13 protein-coding genes are annotated in these 14236 nt (G+C 64.1%); 8 read left to right on the top strand and 5 right to left on the bottom strand.

Annotated features, from left to right (window positions below):
- Positions 1-19: 19 nt before the first annotated feature.
- Both EGH23_RS03685 and EGH23_RS03680 read right to left on the bottom strand, forming a co-directional pair.
- A complete protein-coding gene (locus EGH23_RS03685; RefSeq protein ID WP_220578664.1) occupies positions 20-2461 on the bottom strand; it encodes a type II secretion system F family protein in 2442 nt (813 codons plus the stop codon).
- A 1-nt stretch (position 2462) separates the two neighbouring features.
- On the bottom strand, positions 2463-4085 hold the full coding sequence (locus EGH23_RS03680) for a type II/IV secretion system ATPase subunit (protein WP_220578663.1): 1623 nt from the start codon (positions 4083-4085) through the stop codon (positions 2463-2465).
- Between the two features lie 716 nt (positions 4086-4801).
- Here EGH23_RS03680 and EGH23_RS03675 point away from each other — a divergent pair.
- The 3 genes from EGH23_RS03675 to EGH23_RS03665 are packed head-to-tail and all read left to right on the top strand — an operon-like array spanning position 4802 to position 7892.
- Positions 4802-5863, top strand: a complete 1062-nt coding sequence (locus tag EGH23_RS03675; RefSeq protein WP_220578662.1) for a tripartite tricarboxylate transporter substrate binding protein — start codon at positions 4802-4804, stop codon at positions 5861-5863.
- 11 nt (positions 5864-5874) lie between these two features.
- The gene (locus EGH23_RS03670) at positions 5875-6378 is read left to right on the top strand and encodes a tripartite tricarboxylate transporter TctB family protein (RefSeq protein WP_220578661.1); all 504 of its coding nucleotides are present in this window, start codon (positions 5875-5877) and stop codon (positions 6376-6378) included.
- On the top strand, positions 6378-7892 hold the full coding sequence (locus EGH23_RS03665) for a tripartite tricarboxylate transporter permease (protein ID WP_220578660.1): 1515 nt from the start codon (positions 6378-6380) through the stop codon (positions 7890-7892). Before EGH23_RS03670 ends, EGH23_RS03665 begins: the two co-directional genes overlap by 1 nt.
- A 361-nt stretch (positions 7893-8253) precedes the next feature.
- Here the strand turns inward: EGH23_RS03665 and EGH23_RS03660 are convergent, their stop codons facing one another.
- Positions 8254-8754: a TIGR04206 family protein gene (locus tag EGH23_RS03660; RefSeq protein WP_220578659.1), complete on the bottom strand. Its 501-nt coding sequence runs from the start codon at positions 8752-8754 to the stop codon at positions 8254-8256.
- Positions 8755-8875: 121 nt separating this feature from the next.
- Between EGH23_RS03660 and EGH23_RS03655 the strand changes: the two genes are divergently transcribed.
- Positions 8876-9301 carry a DUF5793 family protein gene (locus EGH23_RS03655; protein WP_220578658.1) on the top strand — a complete coding sequence of 142 codons (426 nt, stop codon included), beginning with the start codon at positions 8876-8878 and terminating at the stop codon, positions 9299-9301.
- Between the two features lie 6 nt (positions 9302-9307).
- Here EGH23_RS03655 and EGH23_RS03650 read toward each other — a convergent pair whose 3' ends face one another.
- Positions 9308-10084, bottom strand: a complete 777-nt coding sequence (locus EGH23_RS03650) for an NAD-dependent protein deacylase (protein WP_220578657.1) — start codon at positions 10082-10084, stop codon at positions 9308-9310.
- A gap of 212 nt (positions 10085-10296) precedes the next feature.
- Between EGH23_RS03650 and sucC the strand changes: the two genes are divergently transcribed.
- From sucC to EGH23_RS03630, 4 genes are all read left to right on the top strand, one after another.
- On the top strand, positions 10297-11445 hold the full coding sequence (gene sucC / locus EGH23_RS03645) for an ADP-forming succinate--CoA ligase subunit beta (RefSeq protein WP_220578656.1): 1149 nt from the start codon (positions 10297-10299) through the stop codon (positions 11443-11445).
- Complete coding sequence (gene sucD / locus EGH23_RS03640; protein WP_220578655.1) at positions 11442-12314, top strand: succinate--CoA ligase subunit alpha; 873 nt, start codon at positions 11442-11444, stop codon at positions 12312-12314. The genes sucC and sucD overlap by 4 nt, the downstream gene beginning before the upstream one ends.
- 39 nt (positions 12315-12353) lie before the next feature.
- A complete protein-coding gene (locus EGH23_RS03635; protein WP_220578654.1) occupies positions 12354-13355 on the top strand; it encodes a sensor histidine kinase in 1002 nt (333 codons plus the stop codon).
- 180 nt (positions 13356-13535) lie between these two features.
- On the top strand, positions 13536-13772 hold the full coding sequence (locus tag EGH23_RS03630) for a transcriptional regulator (protein WP_162316317.1): 237 nt from the start codon (positions 13536-13538) through the stop codon (positions 13770-13772).
- 24 nt (positions 13773-13796) lie between these two features.
- Here the strand turns inward: EGH23_RS03630 and EGH23_RS03625 are convergent, their stop codons facing one another.
- The gene (locus tag EGH23_RS03625; RefSeq protein ID WP_220578653.1) at positions 13797-14234 is read right to left on the bottom strand and encodes an SRPBCC family protein; all 438 of its coding nucleotides are present in this window, start codon (positions 14232-14234) and stop codon (positions 13797-13799) included.
- Positions 14235-14236 lie beyond the last annotated feature (2 nt).

The following is a 14236-nucleotide window of genomic DNA, read 5'->3' as shown; positions in this document are numbered from 1 at the left end:
GGTGACCGTAAACCCAGCGTCAGCCGAGTTCCACCTCGACGGCCACCGCGTCGCGCCGACCCGACGCCGCGTACGGCCGGTCGAGTTCGCCCGGCGACCGGAAGTCGTAGCCGAGCCGCTGGTCGCCGTTCGTGTCCCGATGCGCGACGAGGACGACCGACCGGCCCTCCGCCGGCACCTCGTCCAGCCGGATAGTCACGTCGTCGTGCGAGCCGGGTTCGAGATAGCCCGAGACGCCGAGCACCTCGCCGTCGGCGTCGTCGGCGCGGACGACGACGAATCCGCCGGTCGAGAGCGACGCCTGATCGACGGTCAGCTGGCCGCCCTCGGCGGTCGGCTCCGTCACCGTCATCGACGCCACGGGCGAGGAGAGCAGGACGAACGCGACGTAGGCGACCCCGAGCAGAACGGCCGCGTGTTTCGCGCCGTCTCTGAGCGTCCCCTCGCCCAACTGCCCGCCGATGAACCCGGTCAGCACCGCCTGCACGAGCGCGGTGTGGAAGAAGACCAGCGTGTACGCCGCCTTGTCGACCCGTCCGAGCCGCGCGAACTGGTCGACGCCGACGCCGAGTCGGTTCGAGGATTCCGGGACCGGCACGGAGGAGGGGAGACTCGGCACGAGCACCTCCTGTACCGCGACGATGATGACCAGAAACACCAGAAAGGAGACGTAGATGACGACGAGATAGGTGAGCATCTCCTGTCGGCGGCGACGCCGGAGCCGGCGGTCGGCGCGGGACTGCGAGGCGGCGATCCGCAACACCGGACCGAGTTCGCTGGAGGCCCGAATCGAGTTGGTCAGCAGCGCCACGACCCGAGAGATGGGCGTCGTCCGAATGCGCTGGCCGAAGCGGACGAGGGCGTCGTCGGCGTTGGCCCCCATGCTGATGTCCGCCCAGATCCGGTCGAGTTCCGTCGAGAGGACGCCGACGTCGCTCTCGCGAACGCGCCGGAGGCTCTCAACGAACGTCATCCCCGCCTCGTTGAGGCTCGCCAGCCGTTCGAGCAGCTCCGGCGTCGCCGCCTCGATACGCCTGATGCGGCGGGCGTAGACGGTGCGGACGACCGCGAACGAACCGAGGACGAGGAGGACGGACTGCACGACGAGGTCGTCCAGGAGTCTGATATTCACCGTCTCGGTCTGGAACGCGGCCGGTGCGCGAAGGGCGAAGAGCACGAGAGCGACCGGAACGGCCACGTAGAGAACCCGCGTGGGGTGCCAGATCAGCGACCGCATCGGCGACCGAAGTCCGCGCTTCAACCACCTCAGTCGGTCGTAAAACCGGAGGCGGGCCGCGGTGGCCTGTTCGCCGGGAACGGCCCCGCCGTCGGCGAGGCCGGTTCGGGACCGCGTCGCGGTCGGCCGGCCGAACGTCGCCGTCTCGTGGTCGTCGAAGCTGTCGCTCGTCCCGGAGTCGCCGATGCCGAGCGAGTCGAGTTTCTGACCTAAGAAGACCATGAATCCCAGATTGCCCAGCGGGATAGCGAGGTAGGCGAGCAACTGGAGGAGCGCGAGCGTATCGGCCGTCGTCAGGCCGAACACGAGCAGTATGGTGATGAGGAACAGGACCCCGGCGACGAAGATGGTGACGTACCCCTCGGCGATGGTGGCCAGCGACTCCAACAGGTCGGCCTGCCGCTGTTCGGCCTCCTCGTGGTGGCGCTCGTACTGGTCGCGGAGGAACGTCGGGAGCGACTGCCCGCTCTGGAGGACGCTCCCGAGGTTCTCCGAGAACGTCTTGAACTGCTCGCTCGGCGTCCGCCGGGAGACGCGTTCGAGCGCCGTGATCACGTCCCGGCCGAACAGGTCCATCTCGCGGACCGCGACGCTGATCTCGCGGGCGGTGTCGCCGTAGATCTCGTCGTTCCGAGCGAGGACGCCCATCACGGCCGGGAACGCCATCCCGCCCCGGGAGAGCGCGTACATGAACGCGATGGTGCGGGCCATCCCCTCGTCGATGTTGCGCTGGCGCACCTCCGCGGTGCTCTTCGGCATCTCCCACCGCATCGAGTAGGTCAACGCCGCGACGAGGACGCCGAAGAGCACACCGCCAGCGATCAGGATGGCGAGCGTCTGCGTCGGACTCAGGATCAGCTCGAACCCGACGAGCCCGACCGCGCCGGTTATCGTCCGCGGCAGGCCCATCGACAGTTCGACCAGCGTCGGGACCGACAGGAGGAACCCGCCGACGGTGTAGGCCCCCGCGATCGCGCCGCCGACGGCGGCCAGCCCCGTGAACAGGAGCGTCCGCGCGGCGTAGCCGCGATAGGTTCGGCCGATGTAGGCGGCTTCCAGCCGGCGTTCGCGTTCCGGCGATGCCCGGACGTACCGGCCGAACAGCCGGCGCGCGAGGCGCGTCAGTCGGTCGTCGACCCCCTCGTGGACCATCCCGAGACCGACGAGCGCGAGGATCGCGACGACGACGGCGAGCGGTGCCAGCCCGAGCGGGTTCAGCGCCATGTCAGACGGTCACGTCGTCCCCGATACTGGCCACGACTTCGTCCCTGTCCGCGTAGTACTTGTTGACCATCGCCGTGAACCGGCGGAAGTCGTCGACGCCCTCCTGCTGGAGATACCTGAGGAAGCGCTGTCGGTCGTTCATCTCGCGGAGGAGCTCCGCGCGCTTCCAGCCTCGCTCTTCCCGAATCTCGTCTAAGAGGTCGCTGTTGCGCTCCTCGAAGCGGTCTTCGGTCGGCTGCCACGAGTACGTGTTCGAGTAGTCGAGTTCGCCGGTCCGCTGGTCGATACCTTCGATCTCGGCCAGCGTCTTCGCCCGGCGGACCCGCTCGTCGCCCGAGCGCCCGAGCACCTGCACGCAGAGGATGTCCAGGCTCTGGACCATCGGGCGCGGGACGTTGATGGGCTCGTTCTCCAGTCGGTTGATGACCGTCTGTACCGAGTCGGCGTGCATCGTCGAGAACGTCGTGTGTCCGGTGTTCATCGCCTGAAACAGCGTGATGGCCTCCTCGCCGCGGACCTCGCCGACGACGATGTACTCCGGGCGGTGGCGGAGCGCCGACCGCAGGAGGTCGTACATCGTGATGTCCGAGTCGTCCAGTCGCTCTCGCGTCACCGACGAGAGCCAGTTGTCGTGGTACAGCGACAGCTCGCGGGTGTCCTCGATGGTCAGCACCTTCGACCGGGGCGGGATGAACATCGCCAGCGCGTTCATCGAGGTGGTCTTGCCCGCGGCCGTCCCGCCGGCGAAGACCAGCGACTTGTTGGACTCGATGGCGAGCCAGAGATACGCGAGCATCTCCAGCGAGAACGTCCCGTAGTTCAGCAGGTCGATGGGGGTGAACGGCTCGTCGGCGTACTGCCGGATCGTGAACGCGGACCCGCGGGGGGTGACCTCCTCGCCGAGGGCGAGTTCGATGCGCGACCCGTCGGGCAGCGTCGTCGAGACGACCGGGTCGGAGACGGAGACGTGCCGCCCCGAGCGCTGAGCGAGTTGGACGACGAAGTTGTCCAGTTCCGTCTCGTCGAAGACGACGCTCGAAGCGATGTCGGTGTACTCGTCGTGATAGACGAACACCGGGAGGTTCGGTCCGTCACAGGAGATGTCCTCGATCGCGGGGTCGTGCAGCAGCGGGTCGATGTGGCCGTAGCCCAGAAACGAGCGATAGAGGTAGTAAAAGAGGCGGTAGAACGTCTCCGCCTCCACGACGACGCCGTACTCTTCCAGTCTGCGGCGCACCTCCGCCGCGAGCGCGCCCTCGGGGTCGTCCTCGACGTCCTCGCGGTAGATGAGCGGGCCGCGGACGTCCTCGAAGAGGCGGTCCAGCAGTTCGGCTTCGACGTCGGTCAGCGAGGGCTCGACGACGTGGTAGCGATGCTCGTCGCTCTCGGGGTCGCGGTTGATGGAGACGAACGCGAAGGGTGCGTTGAGCCAGTAGCGCTCGACTTCCTCGTACCCCGCCAGCCCGTCGAACGCCACCAGACTGTCGTGGCGGGCGGGATCGTAGTTCGATTCGGGCACCGCCGACCCGGACAGCAGCGTCGCCGTTCGGGAGAGCCACCCCTGTATCGCGTCCAGCGGGTCGGTCAGCGCGTCGCCGGCGTCGGGGGAGTCGGAATCAGACATCGGTGGCGGAAGGCGGGGGCGTCGATGCCCCCGGGTTACCTGCGATTTCGCAGCCACCTACTTAAAATTCGCTCGCCAGTTCTCAGTCTTCGTATTCCCATTTTCGGATTGCGGGGCTATCGGTGAGCGCTGGTTCTTCGACGCTTTTGCTACTGGCTTTGTTGAAACCCCTGACAGATGATGGATACTCGCTTAGTGTGGTCGATGTAGGGAGTCTACGTATCGAAGACGAACTCGCTATCTCTTCGCACTAACAGGGCATGTGTACGTCTGACTAGTTTTGGAAACTCCTCCTGTACAACAAATAACGAGTAATGGAAACGCAACGGATCGTCAACGATCAGACTAATCGCTCCGGTCTGTTGGTTAGCCATCTCTCGAACACCACTGCCACATGCTGATAGCACATCATAGCGGACACTCAGCGAGTGGTATCCCACGTTTCGCGAGAACGTCTTTCGCCTTCCAGACAGCTATCATCTGGCCGTCAGTTTAATCCACTTGGCGTCGGTGTCCGCTATCGCATTAATCAGTTCGCTGGTTCAAATTCATTCGACTATTTATCATCTGTAAAGTCACTCGCCACTTTTTGTGCTGTTTATCATTTACCAACGACATATATGGGTGAAAAGCTCAGATATTTAAGATAATACTGCACCTCCTAAGGTCAATAATGGAAAATACTATAAATGGACCATATATAATGATGGATGTCTATGCTAGAAGAGCCCAAGCGAAGGAGGCAGTTCCTCAAGAGTGTGGGTGGAACAGCGTCCATCGTCGCACTAACAGGTTGTCAAGGCGACAGCGATGGCGGCGACGGATCGACAACTACGGATGAGAGCGGAGACGGTACGGCAACCGATGGGTCGGGCAACGGTGGCGGCGGCAGTCTCCCCAATGAGATCGAGATGATTTGTCCATGGGCATCCGGCGGCGGAACCGATCGGACTGCCAGAAAGTTGGCCTCTTTAGCCGAGGAACAGTCCGATTCCTCGTATTACGTGAGCAATGTGACGGGCGGTAGTGGGAGCGCAGGCTTCCGGCGAATCGCCAACGCCGAACCAGATGGGTCAACAGTCGGTGTCCTAACTGTCGAGGTGTGTACTATTTCGCATCTTGACATTTCCGATATTACTCCCGAGGATTTCAAAGCGGTCATGCAGTATAATTTCGACCCCGCTTCGCTGACTGTTCACGAAGACGCACCGTACGATACGATCGAGGGGTTCGTTGAGCACGCCAAGAATAGTGAGGAACAAGTCCGGATATCGAACTCTGGTATCGGTGCTATCTGGCACCTCTCGGCTGCACGATTCGCCCAAGCCGCCGGTATCCCGGATCAGGTCAATCATATCGGATATGATGGTGGTGCACCAGCAACCACGGCGGTCGTCAACGGTGAAGTCGACGCTACGACGGCTAGCGCCGCGGAAGTCGCTTCACAAGTGGAAGATGGACCGCTCAAAGTACTTGGCGTCATGGGCGAGGAACCGGTTGACATCTTCCCTGACACGCCCACTTTCCAAGAAGCGGGCTATGACATCATTGTCGGTGCTTGGCGAGGACTGGGTGTTCCGGCCCAGACTTCCGACGAGACCGTTTCCACACTTCACGACACCTACAAGTCTGTCTATGACTCTGACGCCTTCCAAGAGTTCATGGATAACAACGGCTTCGGACTTGTATACCGCAGCCCCGATGAATTCGACCAGTTCATGAGTCAACAGTATGGGGAGTTTGAAGACCTAATTGCGAACCTCAATCTCGAAGGGTAATCCGGCAACTGATGGAACTACGTATCTCACGGACTGACGAAGTTGCTTCCGGACTGCTCATAGCGTTCGCCGTGAGTGTGTATATCGTCAGTAGCGACTTTCCTAGTGGTGTCGCTGGAACCCCTGGGCCAGCACTATTCCCGCGGTTTATCGCTGGCGGCATTGCGTTGCTTGCGGTGCTCCAGTTTGTCAACGCTATCGTATCGCAGGACTCAAAGAGACAGTCCGTAACCACCGACGATCTCGTCCAGTTCGGTGTCCCGGTTGCGTTTCTTATCGGATACGCAATTGTGCTCCCGATAACGGGCTTTCTACTTACGACTATCGCGTTTTTGACCATCGTTATGTATTATTCTGGAGTGCGTGACCTCAAAGTGGGAGTACCGCTCGCGGTCGGAATCAGTATCGTTCTTCAGAACGTCTTTGTGGGCTTTCTACATGTGCCGCTGCCGGAAGGCCCTCTTGGACTCGGTGGTCTCGTCTCTCTCTTTATCGGTGTAGGGGGTCTCCTCTAATGAGCCTCGGTGAGAACCTGTTAGGCGCTGCTGGTGCTGTGACAGAGCCGATGACACTGCTCCTACTAGTCACAGGTGTCCTCATCGGTATCATTATGGGCTCGCTCCCAGGGATGACAGCGACGATGACCGTTGCGGTGTTAGTATCGTTTACATTCGGGATGGATCCGATACCCGGAATGATGCTTTTGCTTGGCATCTACGGGGGCGCGTTGTACGCGGGATCAATCCCGGCAATACTCATCCGGACTCCTGGGACACCTAGTGCTGCCGCTACTGTCTTCGATGGATTTCCGCTGGCTAAACAAGGTAAAGCCGGTCAGGCGATCTCCGTTGCAACGGTTGCTTCGTTCGTCGGTGGCGCAGTAAGCGTCTTGCTATTGACGTTCGTGTCTCCACAGATTGCGGCCTTCGCTTTGGAGTTTGCCTCACCGGAATACTTCGCGTTGGCGGTGTTCGGCCTATCAATCATCGCCAGTGTGAGCGGAGACTCGCTGATTAAAGGGCTCATCTCGGGTTTGCTTGGGATGTTTCTAGCGACAGTCGGTCTAGATCCGGTGATGGCCTCACCGCGGTTCACGTTCGGATACGAGGTACTTACATCCGGGATCCAGTTCATCGCAGTAATGATTGGCCTGTTTGGTATTGCTGAAGGATTGTACCGATATCAGTCGAGTCTGAGCGACAACGAAGTTAGTCAAGATATCTCGGATGTGATGCCTGACAAAGGGACACTCGCCAAAATCCTCCCGCTCTCGATGGTGTCAAGCGTTGCAGGAACCATCGTTGGCGCAATCCCTGGTGCGGGAGGTGACATCGCTTCCTTCGTCACGTATAATGAGTCGAAGCGGTGGCTCGACGACGGTACGTTTGGAGAAGGGGACGTTCGGGGGGTAGCAGCCGCCGAATCCGGCAACAATTCCTCGACTGGCGGGGCATTGATACCGACGCTCACGCTCGGGATACCCGGTGATTCCGTGACTGCAATTCTCATCGGAGCGCTAATGGTTCATGGCATCCGTCCTGGCCCCGACCTCTTCCAGGAAGAGCCCGAACTCGTCTACTCTGTCTTCGTTGGGTTCTTTCTGGTGTACATTGTCATCCTAATTGTTGGTCTCTTGGGGGCACGCTATTGGGCGCGTATCATCGACTTCCCGCCGAAGTACCTGTGGCCCGTCATCTTCATTCTCTCGCTGGTTGGTGCGTACGCACTCCGAGGAAACCCCCTAGATGTCTGGACTGCTATCGGAGCTGGTGTGCTCGGATATATCATGCGCGTTGAGGACTACCCGCTGGCCCCGATGGTGCTTGGGTTGATACTCGGACCGATTGCAGAAGTGAACCTTCGCCGATCGCTGAAGCTCTCCGGCGGAGAACTGAGTATCTTCATCGACAGTCCGCTCACGATGGTAATCCTCGGTTTGAGTTTGATTTCGCTGGCATATCCGATCGTCCAGCGCTTTCGCGAACGTCGAGCCGCGGGAGAGGGCGGTAATCAGTCGGGGCCTCCTTGACGAGGGTCCCCGAGTTACAAGCGATCAACTTCCACTTCTTTGGCTCTATCGAAATCCTACTGACTCGGCACCGTTTCTACCGACACCGCCGTTAGATAGGTGCGCTTACTGATTCGTTTCATCTCTACCCTCAACGGTGATTTCCCCGATGGAATCGCGCTTCACCTGCTAACAATCGGAATTATGACTGTCGTCGCAGGTTTCTTCTTCCTCTTCTCCCTCGTCAGGTTGGTACTCTAACAGTCGGTTCAACTCGAAAGCACGCCTTTTCGCGCGGGGTGGGCGAGGGTCAGACGCAGCGCCGCTTCGAACTCGTTGCTAACTGGTGAAACCGCGCGCCGACTGCCGGCGAGGATACCACTCAGGTCCGGTCGATGGTGAGAAGCAGATACGCGAGCACGGCGGCGACGGCAGCGCCGACGGGGAGCGTCGTTCCGGGGAAATAGCGGAAGAACAGCGCCGTCGCCGCGAGCGTGAGGAGGGCGACCAGTCCGAGCAACCCGCCGAACAGGCGAACCGGGTCGGCGGGCAGCGCCGCCGCCACCCGCTCCTCCTCGAAGTAGTAGTAGAGGCTGAGCGCGAACGGGAACGCGAACACGACGAGGGCCGCGAAGCCGAGGTCGCCGGCCAGCGAGAGCCCGGCGGCCGACTGGAAGTCGGCGACCTGCCACGCCCAGAGGAACGGGCGTTCGTTCGGGAGCGTCGCGCCGAAGATGAACTGGAAGCGAAAGGGGAGAAAGCGAAGCGCGACGACGGTCAGCCCCGACACCTCGAAGACGGAGGCCGACCACGGCGCGAGCGCGACCAGCCACGTCGAGAGAACGGCAAGTTCGCCAGCGTACTCGGATTTGACCCACGCCATCCTGTCACCAGCACCGACAGGCACCGGGTAAAAGCTACCGGAAAGACGGTGATAAGAGCGTTGCGGTGCTGCCGTCGCCGTTACGTTCATTGCGACGGACTACCAACCGTCACGTAGCCGAATGAGGCGCGACCACTTCACCGTCGACGTAGAGAGCGACCACGACGGCACTCCGACCATCAGTATCGACTACGACGGCCCGGCGGACGGCCTTCGAGAGCGCCTCACGACAGGGACAGACGGCACGCTCGACGCCGGCGAGATCGACGTCGTCTTCCGCCGACAGGCCGACAGCGACGGCGGCGTCCTCTCGCTGACGAACCGCCTGACCGGCGAGTTCGTCCTCGAAGTGTCCGCGGACACGGACGACGTGACGGCGCTCGTCAGCGCCGCGGAGGGCCGCGAGGACGACGGTCAGTACGAAGTCAGACTCACCGACAGCGACGGCGAGTCGCTGGTCTACGGGAAGCGGACGCTGCTCGTCTACGACCACGACGGCAGCCTGCTCCGCCAGCGGAGTCTCATCCCCGGCGGCGTCGAGCTCTGAGCGCGGTCACAGCCGCGATTCGACCGCCGGCAGGACTTCCGTCACGTCCGCTCGGAGGACCCATTCTGCGGCGTCGTCTTTCGGCGTTTCCTCGTAGTTGACGACGGCGAGCGTCGCGTCCGACTGGGTGGCGACGTCGGGGAGCATCGCCGCCGGGTTGACCGACAGCGACGACCCGACGGCGAGGAACACGTCGCTCTCGCGGGCGAGTCGCTGTGCCTCGTCCATCGCCACGTCGGGCAGGGCTTCGCCGAACAGCACCACGTCGGGGCGGTAGACGCCCCCGCAGTCACAGCGGGGCGGCACCTCGCCGTCGGCGGCGCGGTCGAAGGCCTCGTCGGCGGGCAGTCGGTCCCCGCAGCCGTCACAGCGGACCCTGCGGTGGGTCCCGTGGAGTTCGACCACGCGGCCGGTCCCCGCGTCGTCGTGGAGGCCGTCGACGTTCTGCGTGAGCACGGCGTCGAGGTGGCCCGCCGCCTCCATCTCGGCGAGGGCGACGTGAGCCGCGTTCGGTTCCGGGTCGCGGCCGCCGTATAGCTCTTCTCGGAGGTCGAGTCGGTCGCGCCAGAACCCCTCCGGGTCGGCGTCGAGTCGCCGCCGGTGGAAGGCCATCGGGTCGAAGCGATCCCAGACGCCGTCCTCGCCGCGAAACGACGGGATACCCGACGCCGTCGAGACGCCCGCGCCGGTCAGGGCGACGACGCTGTCGGCGGCGTCGACCGCGTCGGCGACGGCGTCGAGACGTCGTTCGGAAACACCGACTCCGTCGGCGTGTTCGTCCATACGTGCGGGCACGGGCCGACGAAGTAAAGTTCGCGCGGTCGGAGCACGGACGCCGAACCGCCGCGCCTTCCACTCCGTCGAGGTCACGTGTCGGATCGTCCGCGTCGCGAAGAAATTCTTCGACGTTCGGAAACGTCTCGACGGTCGAGGTTCCGGCGGGGCGAACCGATACAGACGGATTTAAACCGCCACCGCGCCCCACTTCGCATGACATGCGCTTACACGAGTATCAGGCGAAGCAGGTCTTCGCCGACGCGGGAGTCCCCACGCCCGCAGCGAAACTGGCCGAGACAGTCGACGAGGCCGTCGAAGCGGCCGAGGAGATCGGCTATCCGGTCGCCATCAAGGCACAGGTTCACGTCGGCGGCCGCGGGAAGGCCGGCGGCATCAAGCTCGTCGAGGACGAGGAAGAGGCCCGCCAGGCCGCCGAGGACATCATCGGGATGGACCTCAAGGGCTACCACGTCTCGACGGTGCTCGTCGAGGAGGCCGTCGACTTCGTCGACGAGCTGTACGTCGGCGTGACGATGGACCGCGGCGAGGGCAGGCCGGTCGCCATGGTCTCGACGAAGGGCGGCGTCAATATCGAGGAAGTGGCCGAGGAGGACCCCGACGCCATCGCCCGCGAGCACATCGACCCCGCCTTCGGGATGCACCCGTTCCAGGCCCGGAAAGTCGTCTACGAGGCAGGCGTCGACCGCGACGTAGCCAACGACGTGGCCTCGGTGCTGACGACGCTCTACCAACTGTGGGACGACCGCGACGGCAGCGACGTCGAGGTCAACCCGCTGATGATCACGAGCGACGACGAGGTCATCGCCGCCGACGCGGTGATGAACGTCGACGACGACGCCCTGTTCCGTCAGCCCGAAATCGCCGAGATGGGCGAGGAGGCCGCGGAGGGCGACGAACTCGAACAGAAAGCCGACGAGTACGGCTTCGACTACGTCCGGCTCTCGGGCAACGTCGGCATCATCGGCAACGGCGCGGGCCTCGTGATGACGACGCTCGACCTCGTCGACCACTACGGCGGCTCGCCCGCCAACTTCCTCGACGTGGGTGGCGGCGCGAAAGCCGACCGCATCGCCAACGCCCTCGACATGGTGTTCTCCGACGAGAACGTCGATTCGGTCGTCTTCAACATCTTCGGCGGCATCACCCGCGGTGACGAGGTGGCACAGGGTATCAATCAGGCCCTCGAACAGTTCGACGAGATTCCCAAGCCGGTCGTCGTCCGCCTCGCGGGGACGAACGCCGAGGAGGGGATGGAGATCCTGAACGAGGACCTCGTGACGGTCGAGCACACGCTGGAGGACGCCGTCCAGCGCGCGGTCGAGTACGCACAGGAGGTCGAAGCATGAGTGTTCTAGTCGACGAAGACACGCGCGTCGTGGTGCAGGGTATCACCGGTGGGGAAGGGAAGTTCCACACCGAACAGATGATGGAGTACGGGACCAACGTCGTCGCCGGTGCCGTCCCCGGCCGAGGCGGGCAGGAAGTCGCCGGCGTACCGGTCTACGACACGGTCCAGCAGGCCGCCCGCGAGGAGGACGCCAACGCCTCCGTCGTGTTCGTCCCGCCCGCGTTCGCGGCCGACGCCTGCTTCGAGGCGCTCGACGCGAAGGGACTGGACCTCGTCGTCGCCATCACCGAGGGCGTCCCGACCCAGGACATGGCTCGGGTCTACCGCAAACTGCAGGAGACCGACACGCACCTCATCGGGCCGAACTGCCCGGGTCTCATCACGCCCGGCGTCGCCAAGCTCGGCATCCTGCCGGGGAACATCTTCTCGTCGGGTAACGTCGGGCTGGTCTCCCGGTCGGGCACGCTGACCTATCAGGTCGTCGACAACCTCACCGAGCGCGGTCTGGGGCAGTCGACCGCCGTCGGTATCGGCGGGGACCCCATCATCGGAACGGACTTCATCGACGCGCTGGAACTGTTTGAGGACGACCCCGACACCCACGCCGTCGCGATGTGCGGCGAGATCGGCGGCGAGGACGAGGAGGAGGCCGCCCGCTACATCGGCGAGCACATGGACACGCCGGTCGTCGGCTTCATCGCCGGCCGCACGGCCCCGCCGGGCAAGCGCATGGGTCACGCCGGCGCTATCGTCTCCGGGAGCGGCACCGGCACCGCCGAATCGAAGATCAACGCGCTGGAGGACAACGGAGTGCCCGTAGGCGACACGCCGGAGGAAGTCGCCGACCACGTCGAGGACCTGCTGTAACCCGCCCTTTCTTATCCTCGCTTTTCGTACGTGCGCTGAATGACCGAGCAGGGGACTCCGTGGACCGTCGTACTGACCGGGTTCGAATCGGTAAGCACGGCCGAGTTGCCGACGGCGCTGGGTGAGTTCGACGACCTGCGCGCGGAGCGCGTCGGAGACGAGGCCCTCCTCGACCGACTCGACTCCGGCGGCGTCGGCGCGGTCGTCGTCGGCGATGGACCGCCGGTACAGGACGCCGTCGAGACGCTCGACCGCGTCCGCGAACACGGCGCGTCGCTGCCGGTAGTGGCGGTCGGGACGGACATAGACGCGGAGCGGATCGAGACGGCGCTATCCGCCGGTGTCAGCGACTACGTCCGCTGGCGCGACGAGGACAGCGCCGGTGAACTGGCCGCTCGGCTCCGCGCGCTCCGCCGAACGCCCTCGCGCGATGGGGTAGCGGCGGCCGACCGCTGGGAGCGTCTCGTCAGGGGCGTCGCTCACGACGCGAAGAACCCGCTGAACGTCGTCAGCGGCCGGCTCGAACTGCTCGACGTCGAGGAGACGCATCGAGACGCGATGGCGCGCTCGGTCGGCCGCATCGAGGCGCTGCTGGACGAGCTTCGGGCGGTCGCGATCGCCTCGGGGCCGGTCGACCACGTCGAGTCTGTCGCCCTCGCCGACGCGGCCAAACAGGCGTGGACCGGAATGAGTGCGAACGAGGCGACGCTCCGCGTCGAGACGGACGGGAGCGTCGAGACCGACCCCGATTCGCTCCGGCTCGTCTTCGAACGCCTCTTCGAAAACGCCCTCGTCCACGCCGGTCCCGACGTGACCGTCACGGTCGGCGACGCCGACGGCGGCTTCTCCGTCGCCGACGACGGGCCGGGGATCCCCGCAGCGGACCGCGACGAAGCGCTCGAACAGGGATACAGCACGGTCCCGGGGAACGAAGGCTACGGCCTGTTCGTCGCCGCTCGGGTCGCGGCCGAACGCGGGTGGACGCTCGACCTCACCGAGAGCGAGTCGGGCGGGGTGCGCGCCGAGGTGACTGTGCGCTGACGAGTGCGTCGGTAAGACCGTCTGAACCGGTCCACCGCTCGCCCGCCGACCGGCGAAATCGGGACGAACAAATGGACAGATGAGCGGAAAACCGCCGGACGTGGCGGTTTTTCGGCGGAACGAACCGAGTGACGTGAACGTTCCGGTGTAGCTATAAGGCCAGAATATGAACGTTCGCATATGCCCCACACCTGCCGGAACTGCAAGCGGACGTTCAGCACGGAACTCGAACTCGAACTCCACCTCGACACCTGCTCGGACGGGCAGCTGTACTGTGACGACTGCGGCGACCGGTTCGCCGAGCGAGCGGCCACAGAGGACGGCTGGCACTATCGCTGCCCGAACGAGGACTGCGACGGGAGCGGTATCGACGACGACATCCACCGCGTATCGGACGCGCGCATCGTCGAACAGTAGACCCGGTTCCGACGGCGAGGTGGGTCACTCGCCGTTCCGGGCGGTCTTCGCGACATCGGCCAGCCGAGCGCACGCTCGGGCGCAGACCGGCACGTAGCCGGCGGCGAGGACGGGGAGTTCGAACCCGACGACGGAGCCGTCTTGGTGTGGATCGACGAAGTGACCGGTCGCGGGGACGCGCGCGACGGTCCACGTCCACCGGTAGTTCTCGCAGGTCTCGATCTCGAAGGGTAGCCAGAGTCCGCCGACGACTCTGACGCGTCCGGTCGTTCCGGCGCGGACGTGTCGGTCGTCGCAGTCGACGGCGGTTATCGAGGGCCCCCACTCCGGCCACCGCTCGGTGTCGGTCAGCGCCTCCCAGACCGCTTCGACCGGCGCGTCGACGACCCGGCGGACGACGAGGCGGCGTCCGTCCGGCGTCGACGTCAGTTCGACCGCGGTGTCTCCCAGTGAGCACGCCATTA

This window comes from Haloarcula nitratireducens, assembly GCF_019599505.1.
The sequence above is the reverse complement of the archived record's forward strand: the minus strand, read 5'-3'. Positions and strand labels throughout refer to the sequence as shown.

Excerpts from the sequence above, each read along its gene's own strand:
- EGH23_RS03685 (WP_220578664.1), bottom strand. The coding sequence starts at position 2,461 with ATGGCGCTGAACCCGCTCGGGCTGGCACCGCTCGCCGTCGTCGTCGCG.
- EGH23_RS03680 (WP_220578663.1), bottom strand. The coding sequence starts at position 4,085 with ATGTCTGATTCCGACTCCCCCGACGCCGGCGACGCGCTGACCGACCCG.
- EGH23_RS03675 (WP_220578662.1), top strand. The coding sequence starts at position 4,802 with ATGCTAGAAGAGCCCAAGCGAAGGAGGCAGTTCCTCAAGAGTGTGGGT.
- EGH23_RS03670 (WP_220578661.1), top strand. The coding sequence starts at position 5,875 with ATGGAACTACGTATCTCACGGACTGACGAAGTTGCTTCCGGACTGCTC.
- EGH23_RS03665 (WP_220578660.1), top strand. The coding sequence starts at position 6,378 with ATGAGCCTCGGTGAGAACCTGTTAGGCGCTGCTGGTGCTGTGACAGAG.
- EGH23_RS03660 (WP_220578659.1), bottom strand. The coding sequence starts at position 8,754 with ATGGCGTGGGTCAAATCCGAGTACGCTGGCGAACTTGCCGTTCTCTCG.
- EGH23_RS03655 (WP_220578658.1), top strand. The coding sequence starts at position 8,876 with ATGAGGCGCGACCACTTCACCGTCGACGTAGAGAGCGACCACGACGGC.
- EGH23_RS03650 (WP_220578657.1), bottom strand. The coding sequence starts at position 10,084 with ATGGACGAACACGCCGACGGAGTCGGTGTTTCCGAACGACGTCTCGAC.
- sucC (WP_220578656.1), top strand. The coding sequence starts at position 10,297 with ATGCGCTTACACGAGTATCAGGCGAAGCAGGTCTTCGCCGACGCGGGA.
- sucD (WP_220578655.1), top strand. The coding sequence starts at position 11,442 with ATGAGTGTTCTAGTCGACGAAGACACGCGCGTCGTGGTGCAGGGTATC.
- EGH23_RS03635 (WP_220578654.1), top strand. The coding sequence starts at position 12,354 with ATGACCGAGCAGGGGACTCCGTGGACCGTCGTACTGACCGGGTTCGAA.
- EGH23_RS03630 (WP_162316317.1), top strand. The coding sequence starts at position 13,536 with ATGCCCCACACCTGCCGGAACTGCAAGCGGACGTTCAGCACGGAACTC.
- EGH23_RS03625 (WP_220578653.1), bottom strand. The coding sequence starts at position 14,234 with ATGGCGTGCTCACTGGGAGACACCGCGGTCGAACTGACGTCGACGCCG.